17 protein-coding genes are annotated in these 17616 nt (G+C 69.0%); 4 read left to right on the top strand and 13 right to left on the bottom strand.

The genetic code is table 11. The annotated features are described in order from the left end of the window. Positions 1–78 precede the first annotated feature (78 nt). Positions 79–840 (bottom strand): hypothetical protein, encoded by a 762-nt coding sequence (locus ICN82_RS18845; protein WP_193186108.1) that lies wholly within the window; start codon positions 838–840, stop codon positions 79–81. A 143-nt stretch (positions 841–983) separates the two neighbouring features. Between ICN82_RS18845 and ICN82_RS18840 the strand changes: the two genes are divergently transcribed. After that, a complete protein-coding gene (locus ICN82_RS18840) occupies positions 984–2012 on the top strand; it encodes a glycosyltransferase family 4 protein (protein ID WP_193186104.1) in 1029 nt (342 codons plus the stop codon). On the opposite strand, the gene ICN82_RS18835 is transcribed toward ICN82_RS18840, so the two are convergent. The 3 genes from ICN82_RS18835 to ICN82_RS18825 all read right to left on the bottom strand — a co-directional run bounded on the left by ICN82_RS18835 (position 2009) and on the right by ICN82_RS18825 (position 6078). Beyond that, positions 2009–2449 carry a DUF1489 family protein gene (locus ICN82_RS18835; protein ID WP_193186101.1) on the bottom strand — a complete coding sequence of 147 codons (441 nt, stop codon included), beginning with the start codon at positions 2447–2449 and terminating at the stop codon, positions 2009–2011. The two genes, ICN82_RS18840 and ICN82_RS18835, sit on opposite strands and share 4 nt — an antisense overlap. Before the next feature lie 989 nt (positions 2450–3438). Then, a complete protein-coding gene (zigA, locus tag ICN82_RS18830) occupies positions 3439–4659 on the bottom strand; it encodes a zinc metallochaperone GTPase ZigA (protein WP_193186098.1) in 1221 nt (406 codons plus the stop codon). A gap of 255 nt (positions 4660–4914) precedes the next feature. Beyond that, on the bottom strand, positions 4915–6078 hold the full coding sequence (locus ICN82_RS18825; RefSeq protein WP_193186095.1) for an S-(hydroxymethyl)glutathione dehydrogenase/class III alcohol dehydrogenase: 1164 nt from the start codon (positions 6076–6078) through the stop codon (positions 4915–4917). A 121-nt stretch (positions 6079–6199) separates the two neighbouring features. Here ICN82_RS18825 and ICN82_RS18820 point away from each other — a divergent pair, with 121 nt between their 5' ends. Further along, a complete protein-coding gene (locus tag ICN82_RS18820; RefSeq protein ID WP_193186092.1) occupies positions 6200–7216 on the top strand; it encodes a GlxA family transcriptional regulator in 1017 nt (338 codons plus the stop codon). Positions 7217–7242: 26 nt separating this feature from the next. Here the strand turns inward: ICN82_RS18820 and ICN82_RS18815 are convergent, their stop codons facing one another. From ICN82_RS18815 to ICN82_RS18795, 5 genes are read right to left on the bottom strand one after another with little or no spacing between them, the layout of a single operon-like run. Further along, on the bottom strand, positions 7243–7887 hold the full coding sequence (locus ICN82_RS18815) for a DUF1826 domain-containing protein (protein ID WP_226898607.1): 645 nt from the start codon (positions 7885–7887) through the stop codon (positions 7243–7245). A gap of 2 nt (positions 7888–7889) precedes the next feature. After that, positions 7890–8372: a phosphoribosyl-AMP cyclohydrolase gene (locus ICN82_RS18810; RefSeq protein ID WP_193186086.1), complete on the bottom strand. Its 483-nt coding sequence runs from the start codon at positions 8370–8372 to the stop codon at positions 7890–7892. A 32-nt stretch (positions 8373–8404) separates the two neighbouring features. Continuing rightward, positions 8405–10324: a threonine--tRNA ligase gene (gene thrS, locus ICN82_RS18805; RefSeq protein WP_193186083.1), complete on the bottom strand. Its 1920-nt coding sequence runs from the start codon at positions 10322–10324 to the stop codon at positions 8405–8407. Then, positions 10321–10614, bottom strand: a complete 294-nt coding sequence (gene yidD / locus ICN82_RS18800) for a membrane protein insertion efficiency factor YidD (RefSeq protein ID WP_330999033.1) — start codon at positions 10612–10614, stop codon at positions 10321–10323. Before yidD ends, thrS begins: the two co-directional genes overlap by 4 nt. 40 nt (positions 10615–10654) lie before the next feature. Further along, entirely contained in the window at positions 10655–11794 is a 1140-nt protein-coding gene (locus tag ICN82_RS18795; protein ID WP_193186078.1) for a CobW family GTP-binding protein, read from the bottom strand. Positions 11795–11895: 101 nt separating this feature from the next. Between ICN82_RS18795 and hisI the strand changes: the two genes are divergently transcribed. Together hisI and ribD are read left to right on the top strand one after the other, a co-directional pair. Continuing rightward, entirely contained in the window at positions 11896–12360 is a 465-nt protein-coding gene (gene hisI, locus ICN82_RS18790; protein ID WP_193186075.1) for a phosphoribosyl-AMP cyclohydrolase, read from the top strand. A 10-nt stretch (positions 12361–12370) separates the two neighbouring features. Then, positions 12371–13093 (top strand): bifunctional diaminohydroxyphosphoribosylaminopyrimidine deaminase/5-amino-6-(5-phosphoribosylamino)uracil reductase RibD, encoded by a 723-nt coding sequence (gene ribD, locus ICN82_RS18785; RefSeq protein WP_193186072.1) that lies wholly within the window; start codon positions 12371–12373, stop codon positions 13091–13093. A 25-nt stretch (positions 13094–13118) separates the two neighbouring features. Here the strand turns inward: ribD and ICN82_RS18780 are convergent, their stop codons facing one another. From ICN82_RS18780 to ICN82_RS18765, 4 genes are all read right to left on the bottom strand, one after another. After that, the gene (locus tag ICN82_RS18780; RefSeq protein WP_193186070.1) at positions 13119–14159 is read right to left on the bottom strand and encodes a methionine synthase; all 1041 of its coding nucleotides are present in this window, start codon (positions 14157–14159) and stop codon (positions 13119–13121) included. Between the two features lie 25 nt (positions 14160–14184). Beyond that, positions 14185–15162, bottom strand: a complete 978-nt coding sequence (locus ICN82_RS18775) for a DUF1852 domain-containing protein (RefSeq protein ID WP_193186067.1) — start codon at positions 15160–15162, stop codon at positions 14185–14187. A 179-nt stretch (positions 15163–15341) separates the two neighbouring features. Then, positions 15342–16214 (bottom strand): LysR family transcriptional regulator, encoded by an 873-nt coding sequence (locus ICN82_RS18770; protein WP_193186064.1) that lies wholly within the window; start codon positions 16212–16214, stop codon positions 15342–15344. A gap of 256 nt (positions 16215–16470) precedes the next feature. Next, the coding region (locus tag ICN82_RS18765; protein ID WP_407943774.1) for an ATP-binding protein at positions 16471–17616 on the bottom strand (1146 nt) is incomplete at its 5' end.

Here is a 17616-nt window from a genome sequence, read left to right as displayed (position 1 = left end):
CGGCCTGCGGCGGGCATCTGCGCGCGGCTGGCCGCGCGGCCGGGGGGCGGGCCCGTGCGCCCGCCGCCTCCCGGAGTGTCAGAATTCCAGCCAGATCGCCGCGCGCAGCCCGGCCCTGTTGCCCCCCGCCACGTCCCACAGGATCGCCGATTCCAGCGCCATCCATGGCAGGGGACGGAACACGTAGGTCGGCACCAGCCGGTAATTGGGCGCGGTTCCGGGATAGTCGGAATATTGCAGCTGCAGATAGGCCAGGCTGCGCGGGCCGGGCGCGATCCCCAAGGTGGTGTCGATCTTGGGAATGCGGTCGCCGTGATCGCGGCGCAGCTCGACCCGGGCATCGATCGCCGCCCATCCGTCGCCCAGCCGCGTGGAGAAGCCGCGCCCCAGCGACAGGCCCGGGCGGATCACCGTCTCCGTCCCGCCCTCCTCCAGCTCGGCCAGGGGCGCGGCGTCGAAGGCATCGGCCGGATAGTCCCGCTGCCCCAATCCCAGTTCCAGCGCGATCTGCGTGCGCCAATCCGCGGGCGAGACATTCATCACCGCGAAGGCGATGACCTGGTAGGTGTCCGGCCCGTGATCCTGCCCGGCATCCAGCCCGAAGGTCAGCCGGTCGGTCACGCCGAGTTCGGCATAGAAGGCGGAGAAACCGTAGCGGTCGGGCTCTTCCGTCAGCACCCGGTCCGACAGGCCGAGCGCCGCGCCCGCCTCGCCCCGGCGCATGGTTTCCTCGTAGGAGAGGCTGAGAAAGCCGTTCCCCTTGCCGCGCGGCCAGGCCCCGGCCAGCAGCGGCGCGGTCCACACGATCAGCAAGAGGCAGGCGGCCAGGCGGAGAAACATGGCCTTAACCTTTCTCCCCGGCGGTGAATCTATGGTTAACAAAACCGGGGCAGGGGCCGGAATGCCCCGCCCGGCCGCCGGCGTGCCCGGGGGCCGGCAGCCGCGACTTGACCCGGAGGCGGCAAGGGCGCATGGCTCGGGGCATGAGCCGCATCCTCTTCGTCGCCCCGCGTTTCCACACCAACCTGTTCTTTGCCACCCGGGCGCTGATCGGTGCCGGGCACGAGGTCGCCGTCTTCGTGCCCAAGCGCGAACCGACGGAGGACTGGACCCATGTCACCCCGCAGGTCTTCGGCCCCGGCACGCCGCCGGCTGCGATCCGGCGCGCGGTACGGGATTTCGCCCCCGATCTTGCGCTGGTGCGCCATGCCCGGCCGGTCTCGCCCGCGGTGCTCGGCGCGGCGCGGTTCGGCCGGATTCCCCTGTATCACTACGACCAGCGCGCGGCGGACCGTCCCTGGCCCTGGTACAAGGCCTGGGAATGGCGTCTCCAGGGGCTGCCCGCGCGGCGGGTGACCCCCAAGACCGGGCTCGAGGGCGGCGCGCCGGATCCGCTGGCCACGTTCCTGCCCTGGCCGGTGGAGGCGCCCTCCGGGGCGGGCCGGCTGCCGCGGCAGGGGCCGTTGCGGGTGCTGTGCGTGGGCAAGCTGATGCAGCCGCGCAAGAACCAGGACAAGCTGATCGCGGCCATGCAGCCGCTTCTGGACACGGGGCGCGCAAGGCTGACGCTGGTGGGCTCGCGCCTGGCCAGCGCCAAGGGAGCGGAGGGCGCGCATCTGGACCGCCTGGAGGCGGCCGCGGCCGCCTCGGGCGGGGCGATCACGCTGGTGCCGGACGTGCCCTTCGCAGAGATGGCCGCGATCTATGCCGCCCATGATGTCTGCGTGCTGCCGGCGCGGAAGGAACCGCTGGGATCGTCGCCGATCGAGGCGATGGCCTTCGGCTGCGTGCCGGTCATCGCGCGGCAATGCGGCACGGCCTGCTATCTCACCCAGGGCGTGGACGGGTTCGTCGTCGATGCCGGGGACGTGCCGGGGCTGGCTGCCATACTGGAGCGCCTGGCCGGGGATGACGCCTTGGTGGCGCGTGTCGGCGCGGCCGCGCGGCGCACGGCCGAAGGCCCGCTGGGGCCGCAGACCTTCGTGCGCCGCGTCGAGGCCCTGCTGCGCTAGGCGCTGAGCTTCAGGACGCCGATCTCGGCCAGCGCCGCCGCCAGCGCGGGCGGCAGGGCAGGCTCCGCCGCCGCGCGGGCCGTCATGTCGGGCGGGGCATCGGCGGGATCGAGATAGCGCCAGCCCTGGAAGGGGCGGCGCGGGCGGGCCTCGGTGCGGATGATGGTCCGGTCCAGGACGATGGCGCAGCGGCGGATGCCGTCCTGCGTCACCACCTCGTCGAGGCGCAGCACCGCCTGGCGGGCGAGAATCAGGCCCTTGAACACCCAGTAGAGCGAACCGCTGCCAAGCAGCTCCGCCTCGCGCTTGGGCCACATCCGCGTGACATGGCGCGGCAGCCCGTCGGGCGTCGCCTGCGCCCGCATCTCCTGCCAGGCCATCAGGTCCTCGACCTTTTCGGCGCCCACGCAGAGCTTTACCAGATGCACAGCGGTCATCGTGCCAATCCCAGATCGTGTTGTTCCATGCCAAGACTAGGCCAGAGGTTGCGGCAGGCAAGCGATGGGCCCGCAAGAACCGCCCGGCTGTCCCCGCACGATCCTTAACGACTTCTCGATGGAGCTGCCAGCCATGAGCCGTTCCGCTGCCCCCATCCCCGAAACCAACCGGGACATGAACGAGCGGCGGAAACAGGCCTGCGGCACGCCTGCGGAGGAGACCGTCGAGGCGACCCGGCGGCAGATCGCGACCTCCCCGGCCGGGGGGGAGGCCGATCCCGCCAGACGGGCGCCGGAATTCTGCGCCGCGCCGGAGGATTTCGAGGTCCTGCCCGCCGACCGCATCATCGCTGGGGCGGGGACCGCGCCGCGTCACGCTGTTCCACTGCTTCGTCATGGCATCGTGACGGAGTCCATGGCCGACATCTTCGATGTGCTGGAGGAAGCCGCGCTGACCATGCAGCAGGGCGGGGGATCGGCCAAAGATGAGCTTGCCCCCGGATCTCGGACGGGGCCGATATTCGCGATGCGCCCATCCTGGCGGCCATGTCGATCCGTGCCTGCTCGGGCCTGCGGTACCCGGTGGTCGAGTGGCGGCGCCGACGGCTGCAGACAATCGCGATGCAGTCGAACAGCGCGACCTTCGCCTCCCGGCGCGACCGGAACCGCGTGCGGTGGACCAGCTCGTTCCTCGGGGCGCCGACGAAACCGTCGATCGGCGCGCGACGGCCTGTTCCTTGAACTCGGCAGTGACGGGACGACGGGGCTGTCTGCGCATCCGGGATCCTTCTCTCCGGGAGCGATTCAATTCCCGGTCGGGATTCCGGGGGCAAGGTCACGGCCGACCGCGCCCCTGAACCCGGGTTCTGCCCGTGCCCATCCACTTCGCCCTGCCGGGTTCCGCATCCGGACGGGGGAGGCGATGCTGATGCGCAATGCGCCGCGGCCATGTCGGCATGGCCGCGGCCGTCACGCTCCGCTGCCCGGTCTCACGCCGCCTGTGCTGAGCTGCGCCAGCGGGGGAAGGGGTCGGGCAGGTCTTCCCATTGGTGCGGCACGAAGCTTGTCCCGTCTCCGACCAGCGCCGCATCCAGGGCCGCCGTGATGGCGGCCTTGTCCATGCCGGCGCCGATGAAGACCAGTTCCTGGCGGCGGTCGCCATAGGGCTCCTGCCAGTGCCGCGCGAGGTAGTCGCGCGCCTGCGGCTGATCGGGCCAGCGATCCTGCGGGACGGTCGCCCACCAGCGTCCCATCGGCGCGACGCTGCTCAGCGCGCCGGCCAGCGAGAATTCTGCCAGCCAGTCGGGGCGCGTGGCGATCCAGAAATGGCCCTTGGCGCGGATCACGCCGGGCAGCGGGCTGTTGAGCACATCGTGGATCTTCTGCGGATGGAAGGGGCGCCGGGCCCGGTAGACGAAGGAGGACACGCCGTATTCCTCGGTCTCGGGCACGTGATCGGCAAAGCCGTAGAGCTCCTTGGCCCACATCGGGTGCAGATGCGCCTTGTCGAAATCGAACAGGCCGGTGCCCATGATGCGATCGGCCGGCACCTTGCTGTGATCGGTCTCGATGATCTGCGCGTCGGGATTGAGCGAGGTGACGATCTTGCGCGCGGCATCCAGTTTTTCCGGACCGGCATCCGACACCTTGTTGAGCACCACCACATCGGCGAATTCGATCTGCTCGACCAGCAGGTTGACCAGCGTGCGGTCGTCCTCTTCGCCCAGGCTTTCGCCGCGGTCGCGGATGAAATCGTGGCTGGAATAGTCGTTCAGCAGGTTCACCGTGTCGACGACGGTCACCATCGTGTCGAGCCGGGCCGTGTCGGACAGGCTTTCGCCGAACTCGTCGCGGAAATCGAAGGTGGCCGCGACGGGCAGCGGCTCGGCGATGCCGGTGCTCTCGATCAGCAGGTAGTCGAACCGGCCTTCCCCGGCCAGCCGGCGCACTTCGACCAGCAGGTCGTCGCGCAGCGTGCAGCAGATGCAGCCATTGGTCATCTCGACCAGCTTTTCCTCGGTCTGGCTGAGATTGGCGCCGCCCTCGCGGACGAGATCGGCATCGATATTCACCTCGGACATGTCGTTGACGATGACCGCCACGCGGCGGCCGTCGCGATTGTTGAGTACGTCGTTGAGAAGCGTGGTCTTGCCGGCGCCGAGAAAGCCCGACAGCACGGTGACAGGCAGGCGGGTGTCGCTGGCTGGCATCTGTTTCTCCGTCTACTGAATGAGATGTTATACCATTACACAATAAGGGCGCCCCAAGGCGTCCGCAACCGGTTTTCGCGCGCTGCCCTCCTGTCCGGGCAGGCATGCCGCCGACAGACGGCCTGCGCCTGCGCGCGGGGCCGGATGCCTCCCTGCGCATCGGCACGGCCCCCCGGGACCGCCGCGCGCAGGGGCACGCGCGATGGGCGGGTCCCTGCGGTCATCACCCGGAGAGGGGCGGCCCGGCCGCTGCGATCACGCGGGGACGATCACGCCCGGCAGGGTGTTCTTCAGCATCGTCTCGTTGGGCCGGAAGTGGATGACCGACCGGATCGACTTGCCCGCGTGCAGCAGGTCGAACGCCGTGTTGATCTGCTCATGCGTCATGTTGTGGGTGATGTAGGGATCGACATCGAAATCCCCCCGCAGCCATTCATCCACCATGCCCGGCAGCTGGCTGCGCCCCAGAACGCCGCCGAAGGCGGAGCCGCGCCAGACCCGGCCCGTCACCAGCTGGAAGGGACGGGTGGCGATTTCCTCGCCGGCGCCGGCCACGCCGATCACGGTGCATTCGCCCCAGCCCTTGTGGCAGCATTCCAGCGCCGCGCGCATGACGTTCACATTGCCGATGCATTCGAAGCTGTAATCCACCCCGCCATTCGTCATTTCGACAATGACCTCCTGGATCGGCTGGGGGAAGTCGGCGGGATTGATGCACTCGGATGCGCCCAGCTGGCGCGCCAGCGCGAATTTCTCGGGGTTGGTGTCGATGCCTATGATGCGCGACGCGCCCTGCATCTTCGCTCCCTGGATCACGGCCATGCCGACGGCGCCAAGGCCGAAGACGGCAACCGTCGCGCCGGCCTCGACCTTGGCGGTGTTGCGCACGGCGCCCATGCCGGTCGGGATCGCACAACCCATCACCGACGCCTTCGACAGCGGCGCGTCCTTGCTGATCCTGGCCACCGCGATCTCGGGCAGCACGGTGTATTCGGCAAAGGTGGAGGTGCCCATGTAGTGATGGATCATCTTCCCCTTGTAGCTGAACCGCGAGGTGCCGTCGGGCATCACGCCCGCGCCCTGGGTCTTGCGGATGGTCTGGCAAAGGTTGGTCTTGCCCGACTTGATGTAGGGACAATTCGGATCCTCGGGCGTGTAAAGCGGGATCACGTGATCCCCCGGCTTCACGGAGGTCACACCGGCGCCCAGCTCTTCGACGATGCCGACGGCCTCATGGCCCAGCACGGCAGGGAACAGCCCTTCGGGATCGGCGCCGGACAGGGTGAACATGTCGGTATGGCACAGGCTGGTGGTCACGATGCGGATCAGGACCTCGCCTTCCTTCGGGCCGTCGAGGTCGATCTCCTCGATCTCCAGCGGACGGTTCGCCTCCCAGGCGACGGCGGCGCGGATCTTCATGATGCGGTTCCTTCTTGTTGTGCTGGGTGGGGTGTTACATAGTAACATCCATGCCGCGAGCGTTCCGACCCGCGCCTTTCAGCCAATCAGCGGGCCATATCGGCCACCACAGGACACAGCGATGCGTGAGCAGACCGGGGGCGCCGACCAGAGGCGGCAGATTGCGCTAGTCGTTTACCCCGGTTTCAAGACGCTGGAGGCGACGGGGCCTCTGAGCGTGTTCGGCTACGCGACGGAGCACCTGGCCGCCGCGGGCCGTCCCGGCGGCTACGACGTGGTCATCGCCGCGCCCGGGGCGGGACCGGTTCCGTCAGACACGCTGATGTCGCTCGAGGCCACCGTCGCACTGCGCGATCTGGGCGCGCCCGATACGGTGCTGATCGCCGGCGCCGCCCGGATCGAGGAGGCGCTGGCGCGGGAGGCGGCGCTGGTGGCATGGTGCCGGGATCGTGGCCCGGATGTGCCGCGCTGCGCGGCGCTGTGCACGGGGTCGTTCTTTCTGGCAGAGGCGGGCCTGCTGGACGGCATGCGCGCGGCGACCCACTGGAAATACGCGGAGCGGCTGCGCCTGCGCTATCCGCGGGTGGAGGTGGATGCCGACGCGATCTTCCTGCAGGCGGGGCGATTCTGGACCTCGGCGGGCGTGACGGCCGCCATCGACCTGACCCTGGCTTTCGTCGAGCAGGATCATGGCCGCGACATCGCGCTGGCCGTGGCGCGCGACATGGTGATGTATCTGAAACGTCCCGGCGGGCAGTCGCAGTTCAGCACGCTGCTGACCGGCCAGATGGCGGGGCAGGGGTCTGCGCCGAGCAGCATGAAGGAGGTGCTGGCCTGGATGGGGGCGCGGCTGGACCAGCCCCTGACGCTCGATGGGATCGCGCGCGCCCATGGCATGAGCACGCGCAGCCTCAGCCGTGCCTTCGCCGCCGAGATCGGGGCCTCGCCGATGGCCACGCTGGAAAGCCTGCGCTGCGACACGGCCAAGGCGCTTCTGCTGGACACGGGCCTGCCGATGAAGACCGTGGCGTTCCGCGCGGGGTTCCGCACGGACGAGCAGATGCGCAAGGCGTTTCGCCGCCGGTTCGCCCTGTCGCCGCGCGACTACCGCGCCCGGTTTGCGACATCCGGGACGTGAAGGGGGCAGGCGTCCCGGGGGGGCGATCAGTGAATATAGGCGGTGCCGCGCTCCCGTTCGGGATCTTCCACCGGGTCCAGCACCAGCAGCAGGCGGGTCTCATTCGTGCCCGCGATCGGGGGCGAGCGGTGCAGCAGGCCGGATGGCGGGTTTTCCGGCCACCGCGTGCCGCGCAGGACGATGGGCGCGCCGGTCGGCACGGTCAGGACGGTGTCCGGATCATCGCCGGTCGTCGACAGGCCGTATTGCGTCCCGGTGCCCCGATAGGTGCAGATCAGCCGGGCGGTCACCGCATCCACATGGAACCTGCGGCAGGCATCGGTCCGCACGACATCCAGCCGCAGCCGCAGATGCGCGCAGTCCATCACATCGGCGAAGATCGCCGCCAGCGCCGAGGCATCCTCGATCAGCATGTTGCGTTCCGGGCAATCGGGCGTGCCGCAGATCCGCGCCACGTCGAGCAGCGCGTCGCAGACCGCCTCCGGCCTCAGGATGACGCGCGTGCGCGGCAGCTGCCCGGCGGGCAGGGCATCGATCCAGGCCTGGAACCGGTCAAGCGGCCTGCGGTCCCACAGCGCGGCGGCGGTGCCGGGCCGATGAATGGCCGCCAGTCCCGCGGGGCCGGAGGCCAGCTGCGTGCATCGCCTCAGATCTTCGGTTGTTTCGGACATCGTCATGTCTCCGGCGGCATGTAGGGCAGGGAGGAGTGATGCAGGACGATGCGCAGAATGCCGGCCCCGTCCTTCTTGTAGCCGAAGCTCTTGTCGACGGTGGTGACGGAGCCGTTCCTGTCGGTCAGCCTGATCCAGCCCATCCACATCGCGATGTCGCCCTGCACGAAGGTGGCGGCGGTGATGTTCTCGGTCGCCCGCCAGCCCATGATCGCGAAGCCGTTGTCGCGGGGATAGTCCTCGGAATGGCCGCAGAAATAGGCGAGGGCACCGGGCTTGGTCGGGCGGAAGGTCTGTTCGCCGCTTGCCATCGTCGGCTTGAACAGCACCGGCCCGAGATCATAGCCGTAATAGGCGTCGAGATTGGCCGAGGCGACGCTGCGGGCCGCCTCGATGCCGCCCTCCTCGAAAGCCTTGGAAATGGCGATCTTGCCATTGCCCCAGGTGACAAGGGCCTGCTCGATCTCTTCTGTGGTGATCGTCATGTGGGGGTCCTTCCGAATGATGGCCGCCCGGGTCACTCGGCACCGGGCGGCCGTGCCTGCGCCGACAATGCCCGAACGGCGTTCTCCAGCGATAGGGTCTGCGTGCCGGGCGTCCCATGGCGGCGGAGGGTGACGGTGCGCTCCTCGGCCTCGCGCCCGCCAAGGGCGATCTGCACGGGGATCCTGGCCAGCGCGTGTTCGCGCACCTTGTAGCCGATCTTCTCGTTGCGCAGGTCGGTGTCCACCCGCAGGCCCGCGGCCTTCAGGCACTGCGCCACCTCGGCCGCCCAACCGTCCGCCGCGCGCGTCACCGTCGCGACCACCGCCTGCACCGGGGCCAGCCACAGCGGCAGGTGGCCCGCATGGTGTTCGATCAGGATGCCGGTGAACCGCTCGAGCGAGCCGAAGAGCGCGCGGTGCAGCATCACGGGCGCGCGCTTTTCGCCGGAGGCCGCGACATAGCTGGTGCCGAAGCGTTCGGGCAGGTTGAAATCCACCTGCAGCGTGCCGCATTGCCAGTCGCGGCCGATGGCGTCGCGCAGCACGTATTCCAGTTTCGGTCCGTAGAAGGCGCCTTCGCCCTCGAAGATCGTGTAAGGATGGCCCGCGCGCTCCAGCGCATCGCGCAGCGCGGCCTCGGACCGGTCCCAGCTGTCATCGCTGCCGATGCGGTTCTCGGGGCGGGTCGACAGCTTGATCCGCACGTCCTCGAAGCCGAAATCGCGGTAGATCGACAGCACCAGGTCGTTGACCTTCAGGCATTCCCCGGTCAGCTGCTCCGGCGTGCAGTAGATATGCGCGTCGTCCTGGGTGAAGCTGCGCACGCGCAGCAGGCCATGCAGCGCGCCGGAGGGTTCGTAGCGATGCACCTTGCCGAATTCGGCCAGCTTCAGCGGCAGGTCGCGGTAGCTTTTCGTGCCTTGCCCGTAGATCAGCATGTGACCGGGGCAGTTCATCGGCTTCAGCGCGTATTCGCGATCATCCGGCGTCTGGGCCAGGAACATGTTGGCGCGGTAGTTCTGCCAATGGCCCGAGGTTTCCCACAGGGCGCGGTCCATGATGTCGGGGGAGTTCACCTCGACATAGCCCGCCGCCTCCTGCCGCTGCCGCATGTAGCCGATCAGGGTCTGGAACAGCCGCCAGCCCTTGGGGTGCCAGAAGACAGATCCCGGCGCGACCTCCTCGAAGTGAAACAGTGTCATCTCGCGGCCCAACCTGCGGTGGTCGCGTTTCTCGGCCTCGGCCATCATGGTCATGTGGGCGTCCAGCGCGGCGGTGTCGGCGAAGGCCACGCCGTAGATCCGGCTGAGCATCTTGTTGTTGCTGTCGCCGCGCCAATAGGCCCCGGCGACGCGGGTCAGCCTGAACGCCGTGCCGGCATCGGCGGTGGTGCGCATATGCGGCCCCCGGCACAGGTCGAGCCAATCGCCCTGCCGGTAGATTTTTACCGGCTCGCCCTCGGGGATCGCGTCCAGCAGCGCCAGCTTGTAGGGCTCGCCCGCCGCCTCGAAATGAGCGCGGGCCTTGTCGCGGCTCCATTCCTCGCAGGTGAAGGGGGTCTTGGCCGCGATGATCTCGCGCATCTTCGCCTCGATCGCCGGCAGGTCTTCGGGGGTGAAGGGCGTGTCGCGGTCGAAATCATAGTAGAACCCGTGCTCGATCGCCGGGCCGATGGCGGTTTTCGTCCCGGGCCAGAGCGCCTGGACCGCCTCGGCCAGGACATGGGCGAGGTCATGGCGGATCAGCTCCAGCGCCCGGGGATCGTCGCGGGGCAGCAGCTCGACCGAGGCGCCGTCGGGCAGGGGCGCCGACAGATCGCAGACCCTGCCGTCGACAACCGCCGCAACGGTGCGTTTGGCAAGGCCCGGGCTGATGGCGCTCGCGAGATCGGCGGCGGAGCTGGACGGGGCGAGCGGACGGGTGGTCCCGTCGGGCAGGCGGATATGGATCATTCAGGGGTCTTTCGCGGAAGTCTCGGGGCAGGGGGCGGGGGCACCGGGTCGTATCCCGCGCCTCCCCAGGGATGGCAGCGCATCAGCCGGCGCAGGGTCAGCCACGTGCCGCAAAGCGGGCCGTGACGCTCCAGCGCCTCGATGGCATAGCTTGAACAGGTCGGCTGGAACCGGCAGGCCTGCCCGACCCATGGCGACCAGAGCAGGCGATAGGCCCGCACCGGCAGTTTCAGAAGCCGGACGGCCCAGGTGGCAAGGACGCAGCGCCGCGTCGGCCCATCCGGCGTCACGCTCGGCGCGTGCTGGCAAGGACAGGACCCGCACATCCGGTCAGAACGGCATTTCGACGGTTTCCGCCATCAGCCCGCCGGGGGCGTCAGGCGTTTCCCCGGGCGCCAGCAGAAGCATCCCGAGGCTTGCCTTCAGCTCGGCCTCCTCCATGTCGCGGGCGATGACCACGACGCGGCTGGTGGTGTCCCCCCCGGACCAGGCCCTGAAGGGCACCGGCGCCTCGAAGATGTGCTGCACGCCGTGGAACACGAAGGGATATTGCAGCCCCTCCACATGCACGATCCCCTTCATCCGCAGCACATTGGGCCCCTTGAGGGCGATCAGCGTATCCAGCCAGAGATCGAAGACCTCCGCGGGGATCGGCCTCGCGACTTCGACGGAGGCCGAGACGATGCGCTGGTCGTGCCGCCCCCGATGGACCGGCGCGGCGGGGCGGAGCGGGGCCGGTGTGTCAGGGGGTGTCTTCAGGCCGGAGAGACCCGCCAGCGGGTCGGGCTGTGCCGTCTGCTGCAGCAGGCCCAGCCACGCGTCGATTTCGGAGGCCTCGGCCTCCTGCCTCATCGCGGACAAGCCGAACAGGGCCCCCGGCGGCACGCGGCCGTGCCTTGCGTGACGGCGCGCAGCCCCGGCATTGATCGCCGCAAGCCGCGTCTCGAAACGCGCCAGCGTGAGGGTGTCCGCCAGATCGGTCTTGGACAGGATCAGCATATCGGCCATGGCCACCTGCTGGACCGCTTCGAATTGCCGATCCAGCGTGTTCATCCCCGTGGCCGCATCCGCCAAAGTCACCACCCCGTCCAGCCGGAAGCCCTGCGCCAGCAGCCGGTCCGCGGCCAGCGTGTGGATGATCGGCGCGGGGTCGGCGATGCCGCTGGTCTCGATCACGACCCGGTCGAACTCCACCTCCCCGGCCTTGCGTCTTTCCTCGAGCGCGCCCAGCGTGTCAGCCAGATCCCCCAGAAGCGCGCAGCACAGGCACCCTGATTGCAGCAGGATCGTCTCTTCGGTCGCTTCCTCGATCAGGTCGTGATCCAGGCCGACATCGCCGAATTCGTTCATGATCACCGCGATCCGCCCCGCTTCGGGGTCGCGGATCAGGTGGTTCAGGAGCGTCGTCTTCCCGGCGCCCAGAAATCCCGTCAGCAACGTGACAGGCAGGCGGTCATCATCCCATGCCATTCTCTTGCGCGCCCCTCTTTACTTCCGATCGTTTCCGGGTCACCTGTTGATATGTTATACTATAACCTACCGCAAGACAGTGACGAAGGAATGGGGCAATAATGGAATTTCACGCGCGCCGGAGCGTCGAGCAGGTCGAGGAAGGCAGCGAGCTCGCGCCGCGGTTCGGCCCTGACGGCCTGCTGCCCTGCATCACCACCGATGCGGCCAGCGGCGAGGTCCTCATGCTGGGCTGGATGACGGCCGAGGCCTTTCGCCTGACCATCGAGACCGGCGAGGCGCATTATTTCAGCCGTGCGCGGCAGGTGCTGTGGCGCAAGGGGGCGAGCTCGGGTCTGGTGCAGAAGGTGGTCGAGGCGCGCATCGACGACGATCAGGATGCGCTGTGGCTGCGTGTCGCGGTGGCCGCTTCCGGCGCCTCCTGCCACGTGGGCTATCGGTCGTGCTTCTATCGCGCGGTGCCGCATGGCGCTGAGGCCGGGCGCCCGCTGGCCTTCCGCGAAGACCACAAGACCTTCGACCCGGTGGCGATGTATGGTGATGCACCTAACCCGACCCGGCTCTGATCTGGGGTGGATGCAGCGCGCGCTTGCCCTTGCGCGTGGCGTGCGCGGTCAGGTCTGGCCCAATCCGCCGGTGGGCTGCGTGGTGGTGCGCGACGGTCTCGTGCTGGCCGAGGCTGCCACCCATCCCGGAGGCCGCCCGCATGCCGAACGTGCGGCGCTGGAGCAGGCTGTCGATGCGGCGGGCGCGACGCTCTATGTCACGCTGGAACCCTGCTGCCACTGGGGCCGGACCCCGCCCTGCACCGATGCGATCATCGCCGCGGGCATCCGCCGGGTGGTCTGCGCGATCCGGGATCCCGATCCCAGGGTGAATGGCGGGGGCTTCGCGCGGCTGCAAGACGCCGGGATCGAGCTGTCGGCGGGGCTCTGCGCGCGGGAGGCGGCGCAGGTGATGTCCGGCTTTTTCCACAGGGTCAGGACGGGTCGCCCCGAACTGTCCCTTCTGGACGCTCCCGCCCGTTCCGCTCCCGAGGGCGTGGACGCCCTTCTGAAGACGGTCGATGGCCGGCTGGCGGTCCGACCGGCGGGGCGGCCGGCGCAGACCCTGCCCGGCGGCGGCACGCCCGACGCCGCGGGTCTTCTGACCGAACTGGGCGGGATGGGGCTGACCTCCATTGCCGTGCCTGCCGGGGATCCGGTCGCCGCGATCTTGCGGCCCTTCGCCGGGGCGGGGGCGGCCGGGCAGGGCGCTGTGCCGGAGCCGGGGCGGACGCGCTCTTCCCCGACGGGCTGATCCGCGCAGGCCCCGGCTGCCGGGGTCAGGCCGCCGCAGAGGCCCCCAGCTCGCGCCGGATGATCCCGGCCCCCGCGCTCAGCGCCTCCAGCTTGCCGCGCGCGACCTGCCGCGACAGGGGCGTCATCCCGCAATTGGTGCAGGGGTAAAGCTTGTCTGCATCGACGAATTGCAGCGCCTTGCGCAGGGTGGCGGCGACCTCTTCGGGCGTCTCGATCCTGTCGGTGGCCACGTCGATGGCGCCCACCATGACCTTCTTGCCGCGGATCAGCTCGATCAGCTCCATCGGCACATGGCTGTTCTGGCATTCCAGCGACACCAGATCGACGCTGGACTTCCGGATGGCGGGGAAGATCATCTCGTATTGCCGCCATTCGGAGCCGAGCGTCGCCTTCCAGTCGGTATTCGCCTTGATGCCGTAGCCATAGCAGATATGGACGGCGGTCTCGCATTTCAGGCCTTCCATGGCGCGTTCCAGGGTCGCGATGCCCCAGTCATTCACCTCGTCGAAGAAGACATTGAAGGCCGGTTCGTCGAACTGGATGATGTCGACGCCCGCGGCCTCCAGCGCCTTCGCCTCTTCGTTCAACAGCCTGGCGAATTCCCAGGCCAGCTTTTCGCGGCTGCGGTAATGCGCGTCATAGAGCGTGTCGATCATGGTCATCGGCCCGGGCAGGGCCCATTTGATCGGCGCATCGGTCTGGGCGCGCAGGAATGTCGCATCCTCGACGAAGACAGGGCGGGGGCGGGACACGGGCCCGGTCACCGTCGGCACGCTGGCGTCATAACGGTCGCGGATGCGCACCGTTTCGCGTTTCTGGAAATCGACGCCCTCCAGCCCCTCGATGAAGGTGGTGACGAAATGCTGGCGCGTCTGTTCGCCGTCGCTGACGATGTCGATGCCCGCGCCGCGCTGTTCGGCGAGGGTCACGCGCAGGGCGTCCTGCTTGGCCTGGGCCAGCGCCTCGCCCTCCATCTTCCACGGCGACCAGAGCTTTTCGGGCTCGGCCAGCCAGGAGGGTTTCGGCAGGCTGCCGGCGGTGGAGGTGGGAAGCAGTTTGGTCATGGTCATGTCCCTCGGGGTCGTGGTGTCAGGCGGCGGACCGGGCGGCCCATTCGGCCAGCCGGGCGCGATGCGGCGTGATGAAGGTTTCCTCGGCAAATCGGCCCTGCTCGGTCGCCAGGCGCGCGCGTTCCTCGCGGTCGTAGACCACGCGCGTCACGGAGAAATCCTGATGCTTCAGGCTGGGCCGGCAGGTCTGGCCCGCCACCGAATTGGCGTTGTAGATCTCGGGGCGGTAGATCTTCTGGAAGGTTTCCATCGTGCTGATCGTGCCGATCAGTTCGAGGTTGGTGTAGTCGTTCAGCAGATCGCCGGCATGGTAGAAGGCCAGCGGCGCGACGCTGCCCGGCGGCATGAAGTAGCGCACATCGAGCCCCATCTTGCCGAAATACTGTTCGGTCAGGGAGGCGCCGCTCGGGACATATTCGACCCCCAGCACCGGATGGGTGTTCGCCGTGCGCTCGTAGCTCTTGGTTTCCGACACGCTCAGGCAGATCACCGGCGGCTTGCGGAACTGGGTCCGGAAGGTGTCCGACGCGACGAAGGCCTTGAAGATGCGGCCATGCAGATCGCCGAAATCCTCGGGCAGGCCGAAACTGTCGCGGCCTTTGTTATGCTCGGGCAAAACCACGCTGAAATCGTAGTCCCGGACGTAGGAGGAGAAGTTGTTGCCGACGAGCCCCGGGATGCGGGTGCCGGTCCTGCGGTCGAGGATCGCGGTCTGAAGCATCTCGATCGCCGGGAAGGCGTCGCCGCTGCCTCCCAGGTCCAGATCGACGGAAACGATGTCCAGCTCCACCGCGTAGCGGTCCGCCTGCGGGTTGTCCCAGCCGGCCAGATCGTTGAGCCGGTTGTCGATCATGCGCAGCGCGTTCGCCAGGTTCTGTCGGCGATGCGCGCCGCGCGCGAGATTGGCGAAATTCGTGGTCAGCCGCGTGCCGGTCTCGGGGGTGTAGTCCTCATCGAACCGAAGGCGCTTGATCTGGAATGCGAAGGGCGCGGTCATGGCGGTCCGGTCTCCTGTCAGGTGTCATGTGGCCTGTGACGGCGGGCGGGGCCCGTCGTTTCCGGCGATGCCCCTTCCTGCCGCAGTTTCGGCATGAACAAAAATGACTTCTCATCGGAGTTTCATGACATCGTGTCATGTGCGGGGCGGGCTGCGGGCCTTCTGCGAAGGCGGTGCCGTCAGATCTCGACGCGTTCCGCCAGCTGCAGGAACCCTTCGAGATAGCCCGGCAATGTCCCCGTCCGATAGCCCAGATGGATCGATTTCGGGATGCCGGACCCGATCCGCACGCCTGTCACGCCCCTGGCGCCTCGCAGCAGCCAGTCGGGCGTGGCGCTGACCGCGCGCCCCGAGGCGACCAGCCGCAGCATCAGGTCGGTCGTCTCCACCGTGCGGTGCCTGCGCGGCAGCGCATGGGCAGGGACGAGGAACTGCGTGTAGATATCCAGCCTCTCGCGCGCGACCGGATAGGTGATGAGCGTCTCGCGGCCCAGGTCAGCCGGCGCGACCTGCCGTTTCCGGGCCAGCGGGTGATCCTTCGCGACCGCGAGGACCAGCTCATAGTTGAAGACGGGCCGGTATTCCAGGCCGGGGCGGTCAACCGGGTCGGGGGTGACCAGAAGATCGATCTCGTGCCCCAGCAGGGCAGCGAGCCCGCCGAACTGGAAGGCCGTGGTGACATCCAGGTCGACATCGGGCCAGGCGGCGAGGAACGGGTCGACGACCCGCATCAGCCAGTCCTGGCAGGGGTGGCACTCCATCCCCACCCGGATCGCCCCGCGCCGTCCGCGGGCGTAATCCTCCAGCACCGCAGCGGCGTGTTCCAGCTGCGGCAGGACCCGCGCGGAGAGACCCAGAAGATACTCTCCCGTCGGGGTGAGGCGCAGCTTGCGTCCCTCGCGGTCCCAGAGCTTCACGCCGTGGCGCTCCTCGAAGCGGCGGATGGCATGGCTGACGGCCGACTGCGTCAGGTTCAGACGGTCGGCGGCTTCGGTCAGGCTGCCGGTCCGGTCGATTTCGCGCAGGATCGCGAGGGGCTGGATGTCGATCATGTCGCTTGACCCGCTTTCATCGCATGGGGCGTTCCCTGTCGTTTCATGTCATGAAACGGAGGGCAATGCACCTCAGGTCCCGCAGCCCGGACCGGAAGCGGCCCGCCATGCCGGGAGAAACATCCAGCCCGGCCATCCCGGGACCGTCGCGGACCGGGCAGGCCCTCTTGTCCCGCCTGCCGCTCCGCCGGCCCCCCCCCTCGATGCCCCGCCGCCGTCCTGTGCGTCCCCGAGGCGGTCCCGATGCCGGTGCGCATCAGAGTTCGTGGATCACCGGCGGGGTATCGCAGACGCGTTTGGCGATCTCGACCACATGGCGGTGATGGGTCAGGTAGATCGCCTGGCCGCGGCGGCCGATCTCCTCCATCACCTGGCAGGCGGCGCCGGTTCGGTCCTCGTCGAACGTCTCGAAAATGTCGTCGCAGAAGAAGGGCAGGCGCGTGCCCTGCGCGACCATCTGCTCATGCGCCGCCGCGCGCAGCGCCAGGTAAAGCTGGAACCGCGTGCCCTTGGACATCTCGGCGGCGCGCTTGCTGGCCCCGGCGGCATCCACCGCCAGCAGGATCTCCGCCTCCTTCTCGATCTGGGTCATCAGCGCGGGATAGGCCCCGCCCGTGAGCCGGGCAAAGCAGCCCTCGGTCGCGGTCATCATGGCGCTGCGATGGCTGTCGCGATAGCGGCGGATCGCATCCGAGGCCAGGGCGTGGCCGAGCGAGAGTTCCAGATGTTCCAGCGCGGCCGCCTCCAGCTCCAGCTCCAGCGTGGCGCGCCGTTCCGCCAGCGCCGCGATCCCGTCCTCGCCGGTGATCCGCGCCAGGGCGAGATCGGCGCCCGCGCGGGTCTCGATCGCCGCGACCAGCGCCGCCTCGGCCCGCGCCAGGTCGGCCTCGCACGCGGCGGTCTCCGCCTCCAGCGCGGCGGGGGTGCAGCCCGCGAGGCAGGCGCGCGCTGCCGCGACATCCGGCACGCCCAGCTCCGCCGTCACCTCCCGGCGCAGCTGCTCCAGCCGGGCGCGGTCGGCGATCAGCTGTGTCGCGCGCCCCGCCGCCTCCCGGAGCCGGTCGATATCCTCCAGCGCCCCGGGATCGGGAAACACCGCAGCGATGGCGGCGACCTCCTGGGCAATGCGCCGCAGCGTCCCGGCGGCGGCCTGGCGTTCCGTCTCGGCCCGGGCGATGCGGTCCTCGCGCGTCGCGGCGGCCTCGGCCCTGGCGCGGGCTTCTGCGGCCTGGGCCTGCAGCGCGGCGAAGGTGTCGGCAGGCCGGTCCTGCGGCGCGATGCCCCGCGCCCGGGCCAGAGCGCCGACCTCGCGGGCGAAGCGGTCGCGATCCGCCTGCATCGTTTCCACCCGGCGCCCGGCGGCGTCTCGGGCGGCGGCGTGTTCGCGCAGCGCGCGCAGCGG

This window comes from Mangrovicoccus algicola (assembly GCF_014903745.1).
Lineage (GTDB): Bacteria > Pseudomonadota > Alphaproteobacteria > Rhodobacterales > Rhodobacteraceae > Mangrovicoccus > Mangrovicoccus algicola.
The sequence above is the reverse complement of the archived record's forward strand: the minus strand, read 5'-3'. Positions and strand labels throughout refer to the sequence as shown.